Raw genomic sequence first — 16,287 nt, 5'->3', positions numbered from 1 at the left:
TACCCCCGCATCTACAGGAAGAGGGATTGCATGAACATGATTAAAACCCGCGCCGCCGTTGCCTGGGCAGCTGGCGAACCGCTGAAAATTGAAGAAGTGGATCTGATGCCACCGCAAAAAGGTGAAGTGCTGGTGCGCATCGTGGCCACCGGCGTGTGCCATACCGATGCTTACACCTTGTCTGGGCAAGATCCAGAAGGCGTATTCCCGGCGATCCTTGGTCACGAAGGCGGCGGCGTAGTAGAAGCAATCGGTGAAGGCGTAACCAGCGTGGCGGTAGGCGACCACGTGATTCCGCTTTATACGCCAGAGTGCGGCAAATGTAAGTTCTGTCTCTCCGGCAAAACCAACCTGTGTCAGGCGATTCGCGCCACCCAGGGCAAAGGTTTAATGCCTGACGGCACGACCCGCTTCTTTAAAGACGGCAAGCCGATTTTCCACTACATGGGCACTTCAACTTTCTCTGAATACACCGTGGTGCCGGAAATCTCGCTGGCGGTGATCAGCAAAGAAGCGCCGCTGGAAGAAGTGTGCCTGCTGGGCTGCGGCGTCACCACCGGCATGGGTGCGGTGATGAACACCGCGAAAGTGAAAGAAGGCGATACCGTGGCGATCTTCGGCCTGGGCGGTATTGGTTTATCCGCGATTATCGGCGCGAAAATGGCGAAGGCCGGTCGCATCATCGGTATCGATCTCAACACCAGCAAATTCGATCTGGCGCGCAAGCTGGGTGCAACCGATCTGATTAACCCGAAAGATCACGACAAGCCGATTCAGGATGTGATTGTTGAACTGACCGATGGCGGTGTCGATTTCTCCTTCGAATGTATCGGTAACGTCAACGTGATGCGCTCGGCGCTGGAGTGCTGTCATAAAGGCTGGGGCGAATCCGTCATCATCGGCGTAGCGGGTGCCGGACAGGAAATCTCCACGCGTCCGTTCCAGTTGGTAACCGGACGCGTCTGGCGCGGTTCTGCTTTTGGTGGTGTCAAAGGCCGTTCGCAGCTGCCGGGCATCGTGCAGGATTACCTCGACGGTAAGTTCGCATTAAATGATTTCATCACCCACAATCTTCCGCTGGAAGAGATTAATGACGCGTTTGATTTGATGCATGAAGGGAAATCGATCCGAACAGTGGTGCACTTTACCAAATAATCAGGAGACGTTATGGCATCCACTTTGGAGCTATTAGAAGAGCATCGCATTTTTGGTGGCTGGCAGCAGCGCTGGCGCCATCAGTCGGAGGTGCTGAACTGCCCAATGACCTTCAGCATTTTTCTGCCGCCGCCGCAGAGCGATGCGCCACCGCCAGTGGTGTGGTTCCTCGCGGGATTAACCTGCAGCGATGAGAACTTCACCACCAAAGCCGGTGCGCAGCGCGTGGCGGCGGAGCTGGGGTTGGTGCTGATCATGCCTGACACCAGCCCGCGCGGTGACGATGTGGCCAACGACAGCGGCTACGATCTCGGTCAGGGCGCAGGTTTCTACCTCAATGCGACGCAGCACCCGTGGGCAGCGAACTTCCGCATGTTCGACTACCTCAGCGAAGAGTTACCGGAGCTGGTAGCGGATAACTTTAAGCTGAGCGATCGTCAATCGGTAATGGGTCATTCGATGGGCGGACACGGCGCGCTGGTGCTGGCGCTGCGTCTTGGCGGACGTTTTGCTTCAGCTTCCGCATTTGCGCCCATCGTCAATCCCACTGAAGTGCCGTGGGGGCAGAAAGCCTTTGCCGCCTATTTGGGAGAGGATCGTCAGACGTGGCGCGAATGGGATAGCTGTCTATTGATGAAGCAAGTCGAGCAGCGTTTGCCGATTCTGATCGATCAAGGTGATAGCGATCAGTTCCTCGCCGATCAGCTGCGTCCGGAACGGCTGGAAGCGGTGGCGCGTGAGCAAGGTTTCCCGCTGGAGTTACGCATTCAGCCGGGATATGACCACAGCTACTTCTTTATCGCCAGCTTCGTTGAGGATCATCTGCGTTTTCACGCGAAGCATTTGTTGGTGTAACGAAGTCGCCAGAAATGGCGACCCTAAGAAGGGTGCGCATTCATGCGCACCTTATTTAAACCAGCGTCTCCGCCAATCCATCGATCATCACCTGCGGCATGCCGCGCGAGCAGTGTTCGATACGCCCCCGCACGCCATACACCTGCGCCAACGTCTCTGGCGTTATTACCTTTGATGGTTCGCCGTCAGCCAACAGATTACCCTCTTTGAGCATCAGGGCATGGTCAGCATGACGTAGCGCAATGTTGATATCATGCACCACCACCACCGTGACAATGTTGCGCAGACGGGTTTCACGGCGCACCAAATCCATCACGTGGAACTGGTAGTTAAGATCGAGCGCGCTCAGCGGTTCATCCAGCAGCAGCAGCTCCGGACGGCGGATCAGCGATTGCGCCAGGCCAACTAACTGTTTTTGCCCGCCAGAAAGCTGATCGAGATAACGCATGGCTAAATGCGCGATGCCGAGCTGATCCAGCAGATGCATGATCTCCGCTTCGCTCGAGGCGCTGTGCAAGCCACCTGACGCGCGCTGCGCCACAATAATTGATTCCAGCACGTGCAAATGCACGCCCGCTGGCAAGCTTTGCGGCAGATACACCACGCGCTGCGCCCGCCGGGCAAACGGCTGGCCCATTAGCTCTTCACCATTGAGCCACAGCTCACCCTGCCCTTTGCTCAAACCGGCCAGCGCGCGCAGCAGCGTTGATTTGCCACAGCCGTTCGGTCCCAGCAGCACGGTGATTTTTCCGCGCGGCAGCGCGGGTACGTTGAGGTCTTCAATCACCTTGCGCTTTGGATAACCGGCGTAGAAATGGCTAAGACGTAATCCCTGTTCCATTACACCGTCCCCCGATGACGCAGAATAATACTGAGGAAGAACGGCACGCCGACCAGCGACGTCACAATCCCCACCGGAATGATTACGCCAGGAATCAGGTTTTTCGAGGCTACCGACGCCAGCGACAGTACCAGCGCACCAACCAGCGCACTGGCGGGCAGATAATAACGGTGATCTTCACCAAACATCATGCGGGCAATGTGCGGCGCGACCAGACCGATAAAACCAATCGGCCCAACAAAGGCCACCGCCAGCGCGGAGAGAATGCTGATGCGCAGCAGCGTCGCCAGACGCAGACGGCGCACATCAATGCCAAAGCTCACGGCACGATCTTCGCCGAGGCGCAGCGCGGTCAGTTTCCAGCTGCTGAGCATGGAGAACGGGATCAGGATGGCAAACGCGGCGGTTAATACACCGAGCTTCTCCCACGAGGCACGCGCCAGGCTGCCCATGGTCCAGAACACTAAGCCTTGCAGCGTATCTTCGCTGGCGATGAACTGCATCATCGAGACCAGCGCGTTGAAGGTGAACACCAGCGCGATACCAAACAGCACCACGCCAGAGGTCGAAACTTTAGTCCAGCGCGTTACGCCATCCAGCATCAGCGCGGCAAACAGCGCAAACACGAAGGCATTAGCGGAAATAAACCACTGATCGGGAATGCCGGGAATACCGATACCGAGGATGATGGCCAGCGCGGCGCCAAAGGCCGCCGCCGACGAAACGCCAAGCGTAAACGGGCTGGCGAGCGGGTTATTCAGGATGGTTTGCATCTCTGCACCGGCGAGACCAAGCGAAAACCCCACCACCACTGCCATCAGCGCGTAGGGCAAGCGAATGTCCCATACAATCACGCGCGTGCCCGCATCAACCGCATCGGGATGCGTCAGCGTTTGCCACAAAGTGTCGAGGGAGAGCCCAGCCGGGCCGAGAGTGAAATCCAGCATCACCGATGCCAGTATCGCCAGCACCAACACGCCAATCAACAACAGTCGCTGACGCAGTACCTGGCGATAACGTGTCATGGTGTCGGCTTGATGGCCGTTTTCCGCCACCAGCGTGGCGTCCGTGGTACGCATTGTTCTACCTGTTTCTTGTCGAAATCATAACGGCAGCCACAATAGTGCAGGTGATAATAATTATCAATTATATCCAGGTAACAAATGTTAAAAAAAGCGCGCATCATGCGCGCTCTGTGTCGTAGGGTCGCCATTCATGGCGATTCACTCTTTAAATGTTGGGAACTCCATCTCGCTGTACTTCACGAAGCGAGAGCCGCGTGCCAGCTTATAACCCAACCAAATAATCAGGAACAGCGGGATGCCGATATAGGTTGCGGCTACGCCGTACCAATCAATACGATCGGCAAGGAAGGCCTGATAGTTCTGCCCCAGCGTAATGATCAGACACAGAATAAAGGCAAAAATCGGTCCCAGCGGGAAGAAGCCGGAGCGGTACGGCAGATCGGCCAGGCTATGCCCCTGCGCCACATAGCCACGACGGAAGCGGTAATGGCTGATGGCGATGCCCAACCAGGCAATAAAGCCCGTCATGCCTGAAGTGTTCAGCAACCACAGATACACTTCCTGGTTACCAAACTTCGAACTCAGGAAGCACAATCCCGCCACCACGGTAGTGGCGATCAGCGCGTTGCGCGGCACGCCGCCCTTCGACAGCTTGCCGAAAATACGTGGCGCTTTGCCTTCGCGAGCCAGGTTAAACAGCATACGCGTTGAGGCGTACATGCCCGAGTTACCTGCAGATAATACCGCCGTCAGAATAACGGCATTCATCACCGCCGCCGCAGACAGCAGACCGGCGTTCTGGAACACCAGCGTGAACGGGCTTACGGCGATGTCAGTGACATCGTTATGCAGCAATTTAGGATCGGTGTACGGCAGAATCAGGCTGATAATCAGAATCGCGAAGATATAGAACAGCAGAATACGCCAGAATACCTGACGGACCGCACGCGGGATGTTCTTCGCCGGATCCTGTGATTCACCGGCGGCGATGCCGATCAATTCGGTGCCCTGGAAGGAGAAGCCGACGATCATCGCCACGCCTATCATCGCAGCAAAACCACCGGCAAACGGTGCTTCGCCGACCGTCCAGTTATGCCAGCCGGCATTTTCAGCGCCGCGCATGATGCCAGTAATCATCAACACGCCAACCGCAATAAAGATGATGACGGTGGTCACTTTGATCAGCGAGAACCAGTATTCCGCTTCGCCAAAGCCTTTAACTGAGATGTAGTTGAGCAGGAACATCAGGCCGAGGAACAGCGCGCTCCAGATCCAGCCGGGCGTATCCGGAAACCAGTAATTCATGACGAGCTGCGAGGCGACGAGGTCAACGGCGATGGTCACCGCCCAGTTGTACCAGTAGTTCCAGCCCAGTGCGAAGCCGAAACCTTCTTCGACATATTTGGCGCCGTAGGTGGCGAAGGAGCCCGAAACCGGCATAAAAGCCGCGAGTTCGCCAAGGCTGGTCATCAGGAAGTAAACCATCAGGCCAATCAGCGCATAAGAAAGTAGCGCACCGCCCGGTCCTGCCTGAGAGATGGTGGCACCCGAGGCGACAAACAGGCCGGTACCGATGGAACCGCCAATGGCGATCATAGTGAGATGACGCGCTTTTAATTCACGGCGCAATCCAGGTTGTTGTGTTGTTTTTGAGTCATTATGCATGTGTAAACGCTATGCTGGATAAAAATAAGGCGCGATTGTAGCACCAAGACCCAAGCTGTATAGCATTCACGTCGGGTTATTAGTTACCTTCATGATCGGCCGGGAATTATTAGCCGCAGCGTAATAAAAGCCGCAATTATTCACGGCAATACGATAAAAAGCGACTTAACGCTTTCGACACATGCTTCTGACGATGGTGGATGCGATAGAGCGTACGCGTCAGGCGCGGCAGCGGAACAACAACTTCCACCAGCGTGCCCGCCTCAAGCAGATCGGCAATCACGCGCCGCGATAAACAGCTAATGCCCATGCCATGACGCACCGCGTGTTTAATCGCTTCCGAATTGCCTAATTCCATGCCGAGCTGAAACTGTGGCAAGTGCGACAGCAGCAGATAATCAACGATTTCACGCGTACCCGACCCGCGCTCGCGCAGAATCCACGGTGCGGCGGCGAGCGCTGCCAGCGTAATCGGCTGCTGCAGGATTGCGGCATCGGGCGCGGCAAATACCACCAGCTCATCCTCCAGCCACGGTTCGCTGATAATATCCAGCTCGTGACACGGACCTTCAATCAGGCCAATATCCACGCGGAAATCCGCCACGGCATTAATCGCATCCTGGCTATTGCCGACGCTGAGCTCCAGCGGCAGCGTGGGGAAGTCACGGCGATAGGCGGCGATCATGCCCGGTAACAAATAGTTGCCGATGGTGCTGCTGGCAAACAGGCGAATCGCCCCGTTATCTTCTTTAAATAGTTGCTCAATCTCACCCGCCTGCTCCATCAAGCCAACGGCGCGCGGATAGAGCAAACGTCCATGCTCATTGACCACCAAACGCTTGCCGACCCGATCAAACAGCTGCACGCCAAGTTGATTCTCCAAATCCGCCAGCGCCGCACTGACCGCCGACTGCGACAGCGCCAGCACCTGTGATGCCTGCGTGGTTGAACCGCTTTTCAGCACCTCGGTAAACACTTCAATTTGACGCAGCGTGATGTGCATGCGCCCTCCTCATCTATTACTTATTCCGATTAATTATAAATATATTATCAATTTTACTTTTAAACCAGCGCAGCGCAGGATTTAGGCATAGGAAAAACGTTAGACAAACTCACGGCATAAATCATCGCAGATCCTGTAGCGGCGCGATTTATCGCGCAATGAATTGCGCCGCTACGGAATGTGCGTTTTCTAATTTTGGTTTTCATCCGCATGAATGCCGCCCCTACGAGGAGAAAAATATGGCTGAGCTAAGCGTCAATAAACCCCCGTTTCATCTACATCACTGGCTGCCGGGTTTACTGCTGACCGCGGCCATTGCCGGTGGTGCGGCGTGGTTAGCCAATCAGCCGTGGCTGGCGGGTGCCGGATTCGGCGCGCTAACCTTAGCGATAATCCTGGGCATCGTGCTAGGCAATACTCTTTATCCACACATCACCGAACACTGCGACAGTGGTGTGCTGCTGGCGAAGCAGCGCTTGCTGCGCCTCGGTATCATCCTTTATGGCTTTCGTATTACCGTGCAGCAGATTGCCGATGTGGGTATCAGCGGCGTGCTGATTGATGCGCTAGTGCTCAGCTCAACGTTCCTGCTGACCTGTTTAATCGGCATTCGTCTGCTGAAGATGGATCGCGAAACCGTATGGCTAATTGGCGCGGGCAGCAGCATTTGCGGCGCAGCGGCGGTGCTAGCGAGCGAGCCTATCGTTAAAGCGCCACCGTCAAAAGTGGCGGTGGCCGTGGCGACGGTGGTGCTGTTTGGCACGATAGGCATCGTGATTTATCCGCTGCTATGGACGCTGCTGCCTAACGTCAGCGCAGCCCATTTCGGCATCTTCACCGGTTCTACGCTGCATGAAGTGGCGCAGGTCGTCGCAGCCGGACACGCGATGGGCGCCGAGGCGGAAAACACCGCGGTAATCGCTAAAATGCTGCGCGTGATGATGCTGGCGCCGTTCTTGCTGATTCTAGGTAGCTGGTTGAAGCGCCAGCGTAGCCAGCAGGCTGCACAGCCGACATCCGCCAGCTTCCCGTGGTTTGCGCTGCTGTTTATTGTCGTTGCGCTGTTTAACTCGCTGCATCTACTGCCTGCCCAGGTGGTTGGCACGCTCAATCAGCTGGCAAATTTGCTGCTGGCAATGGCGATGGCCGCGCTGGGTTTGACCACCCGCTTTAGCGCATTAAAGCAGGCTGGCTTTAAACCACTGCTGCTCGGACTGGTGATGTTTGGCTGGTTGATTCTGGGCGGCGGCGCACTCAATATGCTGGTGCAACATTTCATGGCTTAACGGCATCCGCTATGATGGGCGCTTTGCAGCAGCAATCGCCCAATCAGGAGAGCGGCATGAAATATATCGGCGCACACGTCAGTGCATCCGGCGGCGTGGACCAGGCAGTGATCCGTGCCCACGAACTTGAAGCCACAGCCTTTGCGCTGTTCACTAAAAACCAGCGCCAGTGGCGTGCGGCGCCGCTCTCGGGTGAAGTCATTGATGCCTTCAAGACCGCCTGCGATCGCTACAATTTTACCTCTGCGCAGATCCTGCCGCACGATAGCTATCTGATTAACCTCGGCCATCCGGTGATGGAAGCGCTGGAAAAATCACGTGATGCGTTTCTCGACGAGATGCAACGTGCCGAACAGCTGGGCTTAACGTTGCTGAATTTCCATCCAGGCAGCCATCTTAAGCAGATTGAAGAAGAAGCCTGTCTGAAGCGTATCGCCGAATCGATTAACATCGCGCTGGATAAAACCAGCAGTGTGGTCGCTGTCATCGAAAACACCGCCGGCCAGGGCAGCAACCTTGGTTTCCGCTTCGAACATCTCGCCACCATTATTGAGCATGTGGAAGATAAGTCGCGCGTTGGCGTGTGTATTGATACCTGCCACGCCTTTGCCGGTGGATACGATCTGCGCAGCGAAGAAGCCTGTGTGGAGACCTTTAGCGAATTTGAACGCATCGTTGGTTTCCAGTATCTGCGCGGCATGCACCTGAATGATGCCAAAAGCACGCTGGGCAGCCGCGTTGACCGCCATCACAGCTTAGGTGAAGGCAATATCGGCAAAACGGCGTTTAGCTGGCTGATGAAGAATAAACGTTTTGACGGCATTCCGATGATTCTGGAAACCATCAATCCGGATATCTGGAAGGATGAGATTGCGTGGTTGAAGGCTGAGCAACAGGGATAATGTGATAACCAGGTCGCCATGAATGGCGCCCCTACAGGAAACAAAAAGGGAGCCGAGGCCCCCTTTTTCACGTCTGGCGAATGTTACGCTGCTTTCGCCAGCTCTTCTTCCGGACGTTTCAGAATCGCGTAGCCGAGACCCGCTACTGCGGTACCGATCACAATCGCCATCAGGTAACCCAGCACTGGCGTAATCGCGCCTGGGATCAGCAGCACGAACAGACCACCGTGCGGTGCCATCAGTTTGGCGCCAATCGCCATCGAAATTGCGCCTGTTACCGCGCCACCCACGATACAGCATGGCAGCACACGCATTGGGTCACGTGCAGCAAATGGAATCGCACCTTCAGAGATGAAGCATAAGCCGAGCACCAGCGCCGCTTTGCCGCCCTCTTGCTGACCTTTATTAAACTTACGACGCGCAACCATCGTCGCCAGGCCCATCGCCAGCGGTGGCACCATACCGGCCGCCATAATCGCCGCCATTGGCGCGTAGGTTTGCGAACTCAGCAGGCCAACGCCAAATGCATAGGCGACTTTGTTCACCGGGCCGCCCATATCGGTACACATCATGCCACCAAGGATCGCCCCCAGCAGAACCGCGTTAGCCGTCCCCATGTTGGCCAACCAGTGAGTCAGGCCGCTCATGATGCCAGCCACTGGCTTACCAACCACGTAAATCATCAGCAGACCGGTAATTAAGCTCGCCACCAGCGGAATGATCAGAATCGGCTTCAACGCTTCCATACTCTGCGGCAGTTTCACTTTGCTGCTGAGCATTTTAGCGGCATAACCGGCAATGAAACCGGCGATGATACCGCCAAGGAAACCGGCGTTAATGCTGGTGGCGATCATGCCGCCAATCAAACCAGGTGTCAGACCCGGACGGTCCGCAATCGAGAAGGCAATGAAGCCGGCCAGAACCGGAACCATCAGGGCGAAGGCGCTGCCGCCGCCAATTTGCATCAGTGCAGCGGCCAGGGTGCCCTGCTCTTTAAAGGCGGTAATACCGAAGGCAAAAGAGAGCGCGATGCTCAAACCACCCGCCACCACCATCGGCAGCATATAGGAAACGCCGGTCAGCAGATGACGGTACGCACCGGCTTTCTCTTTGCTGTCGCTCTGCGCGCTAGCCGTCTGATTGCCGCTCGGCTGATAAGTTTTCGCTTCAGCCTGCGCTTTATCCAGCTCTTGAGCCGTCTTTTTCAATGCCAGGCTGGTTGAGGTGCGGTACATCGGCTTACCGGCAAATTTCGCCAGATCCACGTCGATATCCGCCGCGACGATCACCAGATCGGCTGCGGCCACTTCTTCTGGCGTGATGGCGTTGCCCGCGCCGACTGAACCACGGGTTTCTACTTTCACCCACCAGCCACGCCTGGTTGCTTCGGCCTGAATGGCTTCGGCAGCCATAAAGGTATGCGCCACGCCGGTTGGGCACGCGGTCACCGCGACAATACGTTTCTGGCCACTGCTCTGCGCTGCAACCGGTACAGCAGCTGCCGACGTCGCAGGTTGCCAGGTTTTGGCGCTTGCTTTGGCTTGATTGATCGCCGCCAGCGGATCGCGCAGCGCCTGCTGCACATCCACCCGCGCCACAGATTTGCCTGCCAACTGCGCATCATCAGGCACGTTATGGCCCGCAACCAGCACCAGCTCTGCTTCAGCGGCATTATCGGTGAGTGTTAATCCGGCCTGCGCCGCAGTGGCGCGTAAGCGTTCCAGCGCCAGATGTCCTGATGCCAGTCCCAGTGAAGAATCTTTTATCAGCAGCGTTTTCATTATCGCTCTCCTGCTGTTAGTTAACGGGTTGTAAGTCGACGCGCGCCATCATCGCGGCCAACTGGGTACGATCGGTAACGCCAACGTTACTTTGGCTGACGGCCATCGCCGCCACTGCCGTTGCCAGACGCAGCGTGTGCTCGCTGGATTCACGCATCAGCAGGCCGTAAATCAGGCCGCCGACCATAGAGTCGCCTGCACCCACGGTGCTGACCACTTCACAGGCGGGCGGTTTGGCAATCCATTCGCCGGAAGCGTTAACCCATAGCGCGCCCTCTGCGCCGAGAGAAATCACCACGTGCGCGATGCCCTGCTCGCGCAGTTCATGCGCGGCATCAATCACGTCCTGCAGCGCAGGCAGCTTGCGTCCGGCCCAAATTTCCAGCTCGCGACGATTCGGTTTAACCAACCAGGGCGCGGCTTTCAGACCGGCGACCAGCGCTTCACGGCTGCTGTCGAAGATGATGCAAGGACAGAGCGTGCGCAGATCGCTCATCCATTTGGTAAATGCTTCTGGCGCAACGCCCGCTGGCAAGCTGCCGCTGACGCATACCATGTCGAACTGGCCGAGCCAGGTTAACGAGTCCGCCGTGAAACGATCCCAATCCTGCGCCGTAACCTCAAATCCGGAGAAATTGAGATCGGTCACATCGCCATCTTTTTCCGTCAGCTTGACGTTAATGCGCGTGCGGCCCTGCACCACCTGAAAGCGGTTGGCAATGCCCAGTTCGCTGAACAGCTGCTGAAAACCATCCTGATTCTCTTTGCCGAGAAAACCGCCGACGGTGACATCGATGCCTAAATCCTTCAGTACCTTGGCAACGTTAATACCTTTACCCGCTGCATGCAGACCGGTGGTTTTTACCAGGTTAACTTCACCGCGCTCAATCTCAGGCGTGTATCCGACCAGATCGTAAGCGGGATTTAATGTAATTGTTGCGACACGACGGCTCATGCAACCCCCTCGCCTAAACCAGAATTAATGGCTTCTTCAATTGCGTTCAGCGCCTGCTGTGCGTCTTCGCCGCTGGCGGTAAAGCGCAGGCGATGGCCTTTTTTCACGCCCAGCGCAACCACTTTCATCAGACTACGGCCGTTGGCGGGTTTGCCGCTACCGTCAAGGTTTGTCACGGTGATGTCACTATTGAACTGTTTGATTACGCTCACCAACGCGGTACCCGGACGCGCATGCAGGCCGTGCTCATTGCGGATAGTGAATTCCGCGGTCAGCGACTCGGCGGCTTCATCCACTTCGCTGGTCAGCAACGCCAAAATGCCGGCGGCATCCGCCTTCAGCAGCCGTTCAGCTTTGTTGGCCAGCAGCAGATTGCTGAGATAGCCCAACACTTCCAGCGGCCGCTGATCGTTAGCCGCAACGGTGAGTAGCAGCGCGACATTTTCGCCCTGATGCTGGAAAGGTGCAGCAGCACGGCTTACCGCCACGGCGCTGCCGAGATTGCCCTGAGCGCTATCACTGAGCCAAATGCCCTGCCCGAGACTCAACGGCGTATGCGAAACCACATCGGCAATAAATGACGTATCCACCGCGCCTGCCGCTTGCAGACGACCAGCGTTCAGCGCCTGCAAGGTAATTAAATCGCTGGCCGCAACATCTATGGCTATCAGCGAGGTATCGAATTTGAACTCAGCCGCCTGATTTTCGCCCATTAGCAACGCGCGCAGCTCTTCTGCCGAGGCGCTTTTCAGCTGTTCAGCAATACTGTCATCGCTTAATACATGGGTAAGCTGGCGCAGCAGCGCGAGGTGTTCATCAGATTTCGCGGCAATACCGATGGCCACATACGCCGTTTGCCCTTCGCCCCAATCAACGCCCTGTGGAAACTGATAAACCTGTACGCCGGTTTTCAGTACCAGATCGCGGGTGTCGGTGGTGCCGTGTGGAATGGCGATGCCATTACCCAGGAAGGTCGTAGTTTGCTGTTCGCGCGCCAGCATGCCGTTAACGTAGCCTTCGGCCACATTTCCCGCAGCCGTTAACGCAGCGGCAACCTGGCGAATGGCCTCTTCTTTATTCTGTGCATTAGCACCGGTATGAATAGCCTGAACTTCGAGCTGGAACATATCTCTCCTCGCTTGCTGTATTGAATCGTTTCAGCTATCGGGTAAAAAAAGGCGCCACGCATCACAGACTTGGCCGTTATCGCAACGCTGAAACGTTTCAGGGAATATGGTACAGCAATGTCCTTCAGGCAAGAAAATGCGCGATCTGAGTAGCAGATTTTTGATGCTACGCACACTTCATGCTGAATTTAAGATTTTTACCGTCAGGCAAGCTGATGCATTTGCTGTAACAGCTGGGCACATTAAGGCAAATCGTTCAGCACTGCGTCAGCTGGCCATTTATGGCGTAATGCTCGTCAGTTAAGTGTGAATCGGTCACCATGAATGGTGACCCTACGCGGATAAAGCCGGGTTTTTGTAGGGTGCGCATTCATGCGCACCTGTATAAAAAGGCATTTTTTTTGCTTAAGTGAGCGATATTCCGCCATTTATGGCGCCGTTTCGGCTTCCAGTTTGAGCAGGAAAGTCATGGCGCTATCGCGGCTGTTGCCGCACATTTCTGCGCTTGGCTGTAAACCGGCACATACCGCAGGGCGCAGTGGCGAGCCAAAGATTTTGCAGCGCTGCTGTTCGTCGAGCTGTACGCAGCGCGTGTTTGCTGGCTTGCCGTGCGGCATCCCTGGAATGGGAGAAGAGATTGAGGGGGCTGTGCAACAGGCACCGCACTGGTCACGACAAAACATCATGCGCTCCTGTAGAGAATTCGCCGCGACAATAACAGGCTGATGCAGTGAATGCCATGCCCGCGCAACAATTTTACACCGCCTCACTTGCCAGTTTTTCGTCGCGCGAGTAACGTGACGCGCATTAACCTTCAGTCAGCGAGAAAAGCACAATGCCAAAGGCAAATGAGATAAAAAAAGGGATGGCAGTCACCTGGAACGGCAAACTGTTGCTGGTGAAAGACATTGATGTGCAAAGCCCCAGTGCGCGCGGTGCCGCTACGCTCTATAAGATGCGTTTTACCGATGTCCGCACCGGCTTGAAAGTGGAAGAGCGTTTTAAGGGCGACGATATTATTGATGCCATTTCGCTCAGCCGCCGCGCCGTCACCTTCTCTTATATAGACGGTGATGAATACGTATTTATGGATGATGAAGACTACACGCCTTACAACTTCAAGAAAGACCAAATCGAAGAAGAGCTGCTGTTTATTCCTGAAGGCGGTATTCCGGGCATTCAGGTGCTGACGATGGACGGCCAGGTTCTGGCACTGGAATTACCTCAAACGGTTGATATGGAAATTGTCGATACGTCGCCGGGCATCAAAGGCGCCTCCGCCAGTGCCCGCTCCAAACCTGCTGTTATGAGTACGGGTTTGTCTATTCAGGTGCCTGAATACCTCAGCAACGGCGAACGCATCCGCATTCATATTGCAGAACGACGTTATATGGGCCGCGCTGACTGATATCGTACTTCCTTCCGGCCGTCGGTGATTGTTATAGTATAACAACGCCGTGCGCGCCGGATCCCCCACTTCCGCGCGCCTATTATCTCTTTCTTTGGGAGCCCCTTTGTGACGCGCGTAAACCTCATCACTGGATTTCTCGGCAGCGGAAAAACCACCACCCTGCTGCACCTGTTAGCCACTAAACCTGCCAATGAAAACTGGGCGATTCTGGTCAATGAATTTGGCGAGATTGGTATCGATGGCGCGCTGCTGGCCGATCGCGGTGCAACGTTGAAAGAGATTCCCGGTGGCTGCATGTGCTGCGTCAATGGCTTGCCGTTGCAGGTGGGGCTAAACATGCTGCTGAAACAGGCTAAACCCGATCGCCTGATTATCGAACCTACCGGCCTTGGTCATCCAAAGCAGCTGCTGAATATGCTGCGCGCTGCCGTGTATCAGCCCTGGATTCAGGTTGATGCAACTTTAACGCTGCTCGATCCACGCCAGCTGGCTGATCCACGTGTGGTGGCGAACGAGAATTTTCGCGACCAGCTGGTGGCAGCAGATATTATTGTCGCCAATAAAAGCGATCGCTGGAGCGATGAAGATCGCCAGCGTTTACAGGATTGGCAGCAGCAGTTTTTAGGCGATCGTCAAATAGTGGAAGCGGCGTGGGGAGAGATTGCGCCCGAGCTCCTTACCCAACCCGCTTTGGCGGATCGTGCGGTACCTGATGCGGCGCATCATCATGCTTCTGCCCGTCCACAAGGGCTGGCGGCATTAAAACTGGATGGTCAGGCGCGCTGGCGACGTGCGTTAAATGAAGGCCAAGGCTATGCTTCTTGTGGCTGGATTTTTGATGGTGATACGGTGTTCGATACGATCCAGGCGCTAGAGTGGGCAAGGCTTGCACCGGTTGATCGGGTGAAAGGCGTGTTACGTACACCGGACGGTTTGGTTAACATCAACCGCCAGGGTGAGGACCTCTTTATTGAAACCCGGCCCACCACACCACCGGATAGCCGTATCGAATTGATCCATCATCAGCCAGCAGACTGGAATCTTTTGCAGACGGGCTTGTTGAAGATTCGTTTAAATTAGATGCGTTAGGTTGCCACGTTGTTTTCACTTTGAGTCTATTTTTTATGCGCGCTTCTCGATTAATCACCATTCTGCTGCTTAATGCATTGGGGGTGATGCTGTTCCTTTCATGGTACTTACCACCCGATCACGGGTTCTGGTTTGGTATCGATAAGGCCATTTTTTATGGCTTTAATAATCAGATGGTTGACCATCACGGCTTCGCTGTCTTAGTGGCTATCACTAACTTCCGCGGTTTTGATGTGGTTTCACTACTGGCGATGGGTTTGCTTTATCTGTGGTTCTGGCGTCGTGAGACACCGCAAGGCCGCCGTCGCATGCTGGCTATCGGCATCACCATGCTGCTAAGCGCGGTGATTCTTAACCAGCTCGGCCATTTGCTGCCGGTACAACACTCCAGCCCAACGCTCTTCTTTGAAAACGTGCATCGCGTAAGTGAATTAACCGGAATTCCGGCGAAAGATGCTTCGAAAGATAGCTTCCCTGGCGATCACGGCATGATGCTAATTATTTTTACCTGCTTTATGTGGCGCTATTTCGGCTTCCGCGCCTTCCTGGCGGGTTTGATTATTACCGTTGTGTTCGCTCTGCCGCGCGTTATGGCCGGGGCGCATTGGTTCACCGATATCGCTGTGGGTTCATTATCCGTGGTTCTGGTGGGCATGAGCTGGTGTTTATTAACACCGTTCAGCGACAAGGTAGTGAATTGGTTGAATCGTTCACTTCCGGGCAAATATAAGCCACACGCGTAATTGTTAAGCGCGAGCGATCATAAAAGATAAAGTCACTCGCTCGCGCTTAATGAAAACTTAATTAGATTATTAGCAAACTAACCTTATTCTGATAAAAGAAAACATTATGATAAAAAACGCGTAACAATAGCCTTTTTCCGAGTTTGTCCAGCCCCACTCCTCTCAAAATCGGCCTTAGCGCCAGAATTACCCCCTGATTGCACCGCTATTTGGCTATTAAATCGCTGCGAATTGCTGATAAAATAGCCTTTGTGTTACAGATTGATTTCACATCGAAAAAAGCTATAAAAATTTATATAAAAGCACTCGCCACGCGGTCTGTAATCGGTTAACCTCAAATCCGATTAGTAAGCAACAGCATAAAATGCGGTGCCAAAAACAACAAAAATGTGTTCATTAACACATTTTAGTAATTAAGGAATTGTCTTAGACGGTTGTACTTATTAATC

At 55.0% G+C, this 16,287-nt stretch carries 16 protein-coding genes; 8 read left to right on the top strand and 8 right to left on the bottom strand.

Features of this window, described 5'->3' with window-relative positions; all coding sequences use genetic code 11:
- The first annotated feature begins 30 nt into the window (after positions 1 to 30).
- Both CRO19_RS15730 and fghA read left to right on the top strand, forming a co-directional pair.
- Positions 31 to 1,155, top strand: coding sequence for an S-(hydroxymethyl)glutathione dehydrogenase/class III alcohol dehydrogenase (locus CRO19_RS15730; RefSeq protein WP_097096653.1), 1,125 nt, complete (start codon positions 31 to 33; stop codon positions 1,153 to 1,155).
- 12 nt (positions 1,156 to 1,167) lie between these two features.
- The gene (gene fghA, locus CRO19_RS15725) at positions 1,168 to 2,010 is read left to right on the top strand and encodes an S-formylglutathione hydrolase (RefSeq protein ID WP_097096652.1); all 843 of its coding nucleotides are present in this window, start codon (positions 1,168 to 1,170) and stop codon (positions 2,008 to 2,010) included.
- Positions 2,011 to 2,065: 55 nt separating this feature from the next.
- Here fghA and CRO19_RS15720 read toward each other — a convergent pair whose 3' ends face one another.
- The 4 genes from CRO19_RS15720 to yieE form a co-directional block, all read right to left on the bottom strand.
- The gene (locus CRO19_RS15720) at positions 2,066 to 2,851 is read right to left on the bottom strand and encodes an ABC transporter ATP-binding protein (RefSeq protein ID WP_097096651.1); all 786 of its coding nucleotides are present in this window, start codon (positions 2,849 to 2,851) and stop codon (positions 2,066 to 2,068) included.
- Positions 2,851 to 3,930, bottom strand: a complete 1,080-nt coding sequence (locus tag CRO19_RS15715) for a FecCD family ABC transporter permease (protein ID WP_097096650.1) — start codon at positions 3,928 to 3,930, stop codon at positions 2,851 to 2,853. Before CRO19_RS15715 ends, CRO19_RS15720 begins: the two co-directional genes overlap by 1 nt.
- 144 nt (positions 3,931 to 4,074) lie before the next feature.
- Positions 4,075 to 5,541 carry an amino acid permease gene (locus CRO19_RS15710; protein WP_097096649.1) on the bottom strand — a complete coding sequence of 489 codons (1,467 nt, stop codon included), beginning with the start codon at positions 5,539 to 5,541 and terminating at the stop codon, positions 4,075 to 4,077.
- A 136-nt stretch (positions 5,542 to 5,677) separates the two neighbouring features.
- A complete protein-coding gene (yieE, locus tag CRO19_RS15705) occupies positions 5,678 to 6,544 on the bottom strand; it encodes a DNA-binding transcriptional regulator YeiE (protein ID WP_097096648.1) in 867 nt (288 codons plus the stop codon).
- 239 nt (positions 6,545 to 6,783) lie between these two features.
- Between yieE and CRO19_RS15700 the strand changes: the two genes are divergently transcribed.
- Both CRO19_RS15700 and nfo read left to right on the top strand, forming a co-directional pair.
- Entirely contained in the window at positions 6,784 to 7,830 is a 1,047-nt protein-coding gene (locus CRO19_RS15700) for a YeiH family putative sulfate export transporter (RefSeq protein WP_097096647.1), read from the top strand.
- Between the two features lie 56 nt (positions 7,831 to 7,886).
- Positions 7,887 to 8,732 carry a deoxyribonuclease IV gene (nfo, locus tag CRO19_RS15695; RefSeq protein WP_097097676.1) on the top strand — a complete coding sequence of 282 codons (846 nt, stop codon included), beginning with the start codon at positions 7,887 to 7,889 and terminating at the stop codon, positions 8,730 to 8,732.
- An 83-nt stretch (positions 8,733 to 8,815) separates the two neighbouring features.
- Here nfo and fruA read toward each other — a convergent pair whose 3' ends face one another.
- Genes fruA through fruB form a run of 3 tightly spaced genes read right to left on the bottom strand, consistent with a single transcriptional unit; the run spans position 8,816 to position 12,595 of the window.
- Complete coding sequence (gene fruA, locus CRO19_RS15690) at positions 8,816 to 10,513, bottom strand: PTS fructose transporter subunit IIBC (RefSeq protein WP_097096646.1); 1,698 nt, start codon at positions 10,511 to 10,513, stop codon at positions 8,816 to 8,818.
- A gap of 16 nt (positions 10,514 to 10,529) precedes the next feature.
- Complete coding sequence (fruK, locus tag CRO19_RS15685) at positions 10,530 to 11,468, bottom strand: 1-phosphofructokinase (protein WP_097096645.1); 939 nt, start codon at positions 11,466 to 11,468, stop codon at positions 10,530 to 10,532.
- Complete coding sequence (gene fruB / locus CRO19_RS15680; RefSeq protein WP_097096644.1) at positions 11,465 to 12,595, bottom strand: fused PTS fructose transporter subunit IIA/HPr protein; 1,131 nt, start codon at positions 12,593 to 12,595, stop codon at positions 11,465 to 11,467. The genes fruK and fruB overlap by 4 nt, the downstream gene beginning before the upstream one ends.
- A 136-nt stretch (positions 12,596 to 12,731) precedes the next feature.
- On the opposite strand from fruB, the gene CRO19_RS26115 reads away from it, so the two are divergent.
- On the top strand, positions 12,732 to 12,899 hold the full coding sequence (locus tag CRO19_RS26115; RefSeq protein WP_176519160.1) for a hypothetical protein: 168 nt from the start codon (positions 12,732 to 12,734) through the stop codon (positions 12,897 to 12,899).
- A 124-nt stretch (positions 12,900 to 13,023) separates the two neighbouring features.
- Here CRO19_RS26115 and CRO19_RS15675 read toward each other — a convergent pair whose 3' ends face one another.
- The gene (locus CRO19_RS15675) at positions 13,024 to 13,278 is read right to left on the bottom strand and encodes a YkgJ family cysteine cluster protein (protein ID WP_097096643.1); all 255 of its coding nucleotides are present in this window, start codon (positions 13,276 to 13,278) and stop codon (positions 13,024 to 13,026) included.
- 152 nt (positions 13,279 to 13,430) lie between these two features.
- Between CRO19_RS15675 and yeiP the strand changes: the two genes are divergently transcribed.
- The 3 genes from yeiP (at position 13,431) to CRO19_RS15660 (ending at position 15,838) form a co-directional block, all read left to right on the top strand.
- Positions 13,431 to 14,003, top strand: a complete 573-nt coding sequence (yeiP, locus tag CRO19_RS15670) for an elongation factor P-like protein YeiP (RefSeq protein WP_097096642.1) — start codon at positions 13,431 to 13,433, stop codon at positions 14,001 to 14,003.
- A 108-nt stretch (positions 14,004 to 14,111) separates the two neighbouring features.
- On the top strand, positions 14,112 to 15,086 hold the full coding sequence (locus CRO19_RS15665; protein WP_097096641.1) for a CobW family GTP-binding protein: 975 nt from the start codon (positions 14,112 to 14,114) through the stop codon (positions 15,084 to 15,086).
- Between the two features lie 44 nt (positions 15,087 to 15,130).
- On the top strand, positions 15,131 to 15,838 hold the full coding sequence (locus CRO19_RS15660; RefSeq protein ID WP_097096640.1) for a phosphatase PAP2 family protein: 708 nt from the start codon (positions 15,131 to 15,133) through the stop codon (positions 15,836 to 15,838).
- Positions 15,839 to 16,287 lie beyond the last annotated feature (449 nt).

The organism is Candidatus Pantoea floridensis (genome assembly GCF_900215435.1).
Taxonomy (GTDB): domain Bacteria; phylum Pseudomonadota; class Gammaproteobacteria; order Enterobacterales; family Enterobacteriaceae; genus Pantoea; species Pantoea floridensis.
The sequence above is the reverse complement of the archived record's forward strand: the minus strand, read 5'-3'. Positions and strand labels throughout refer to the sequence as shown.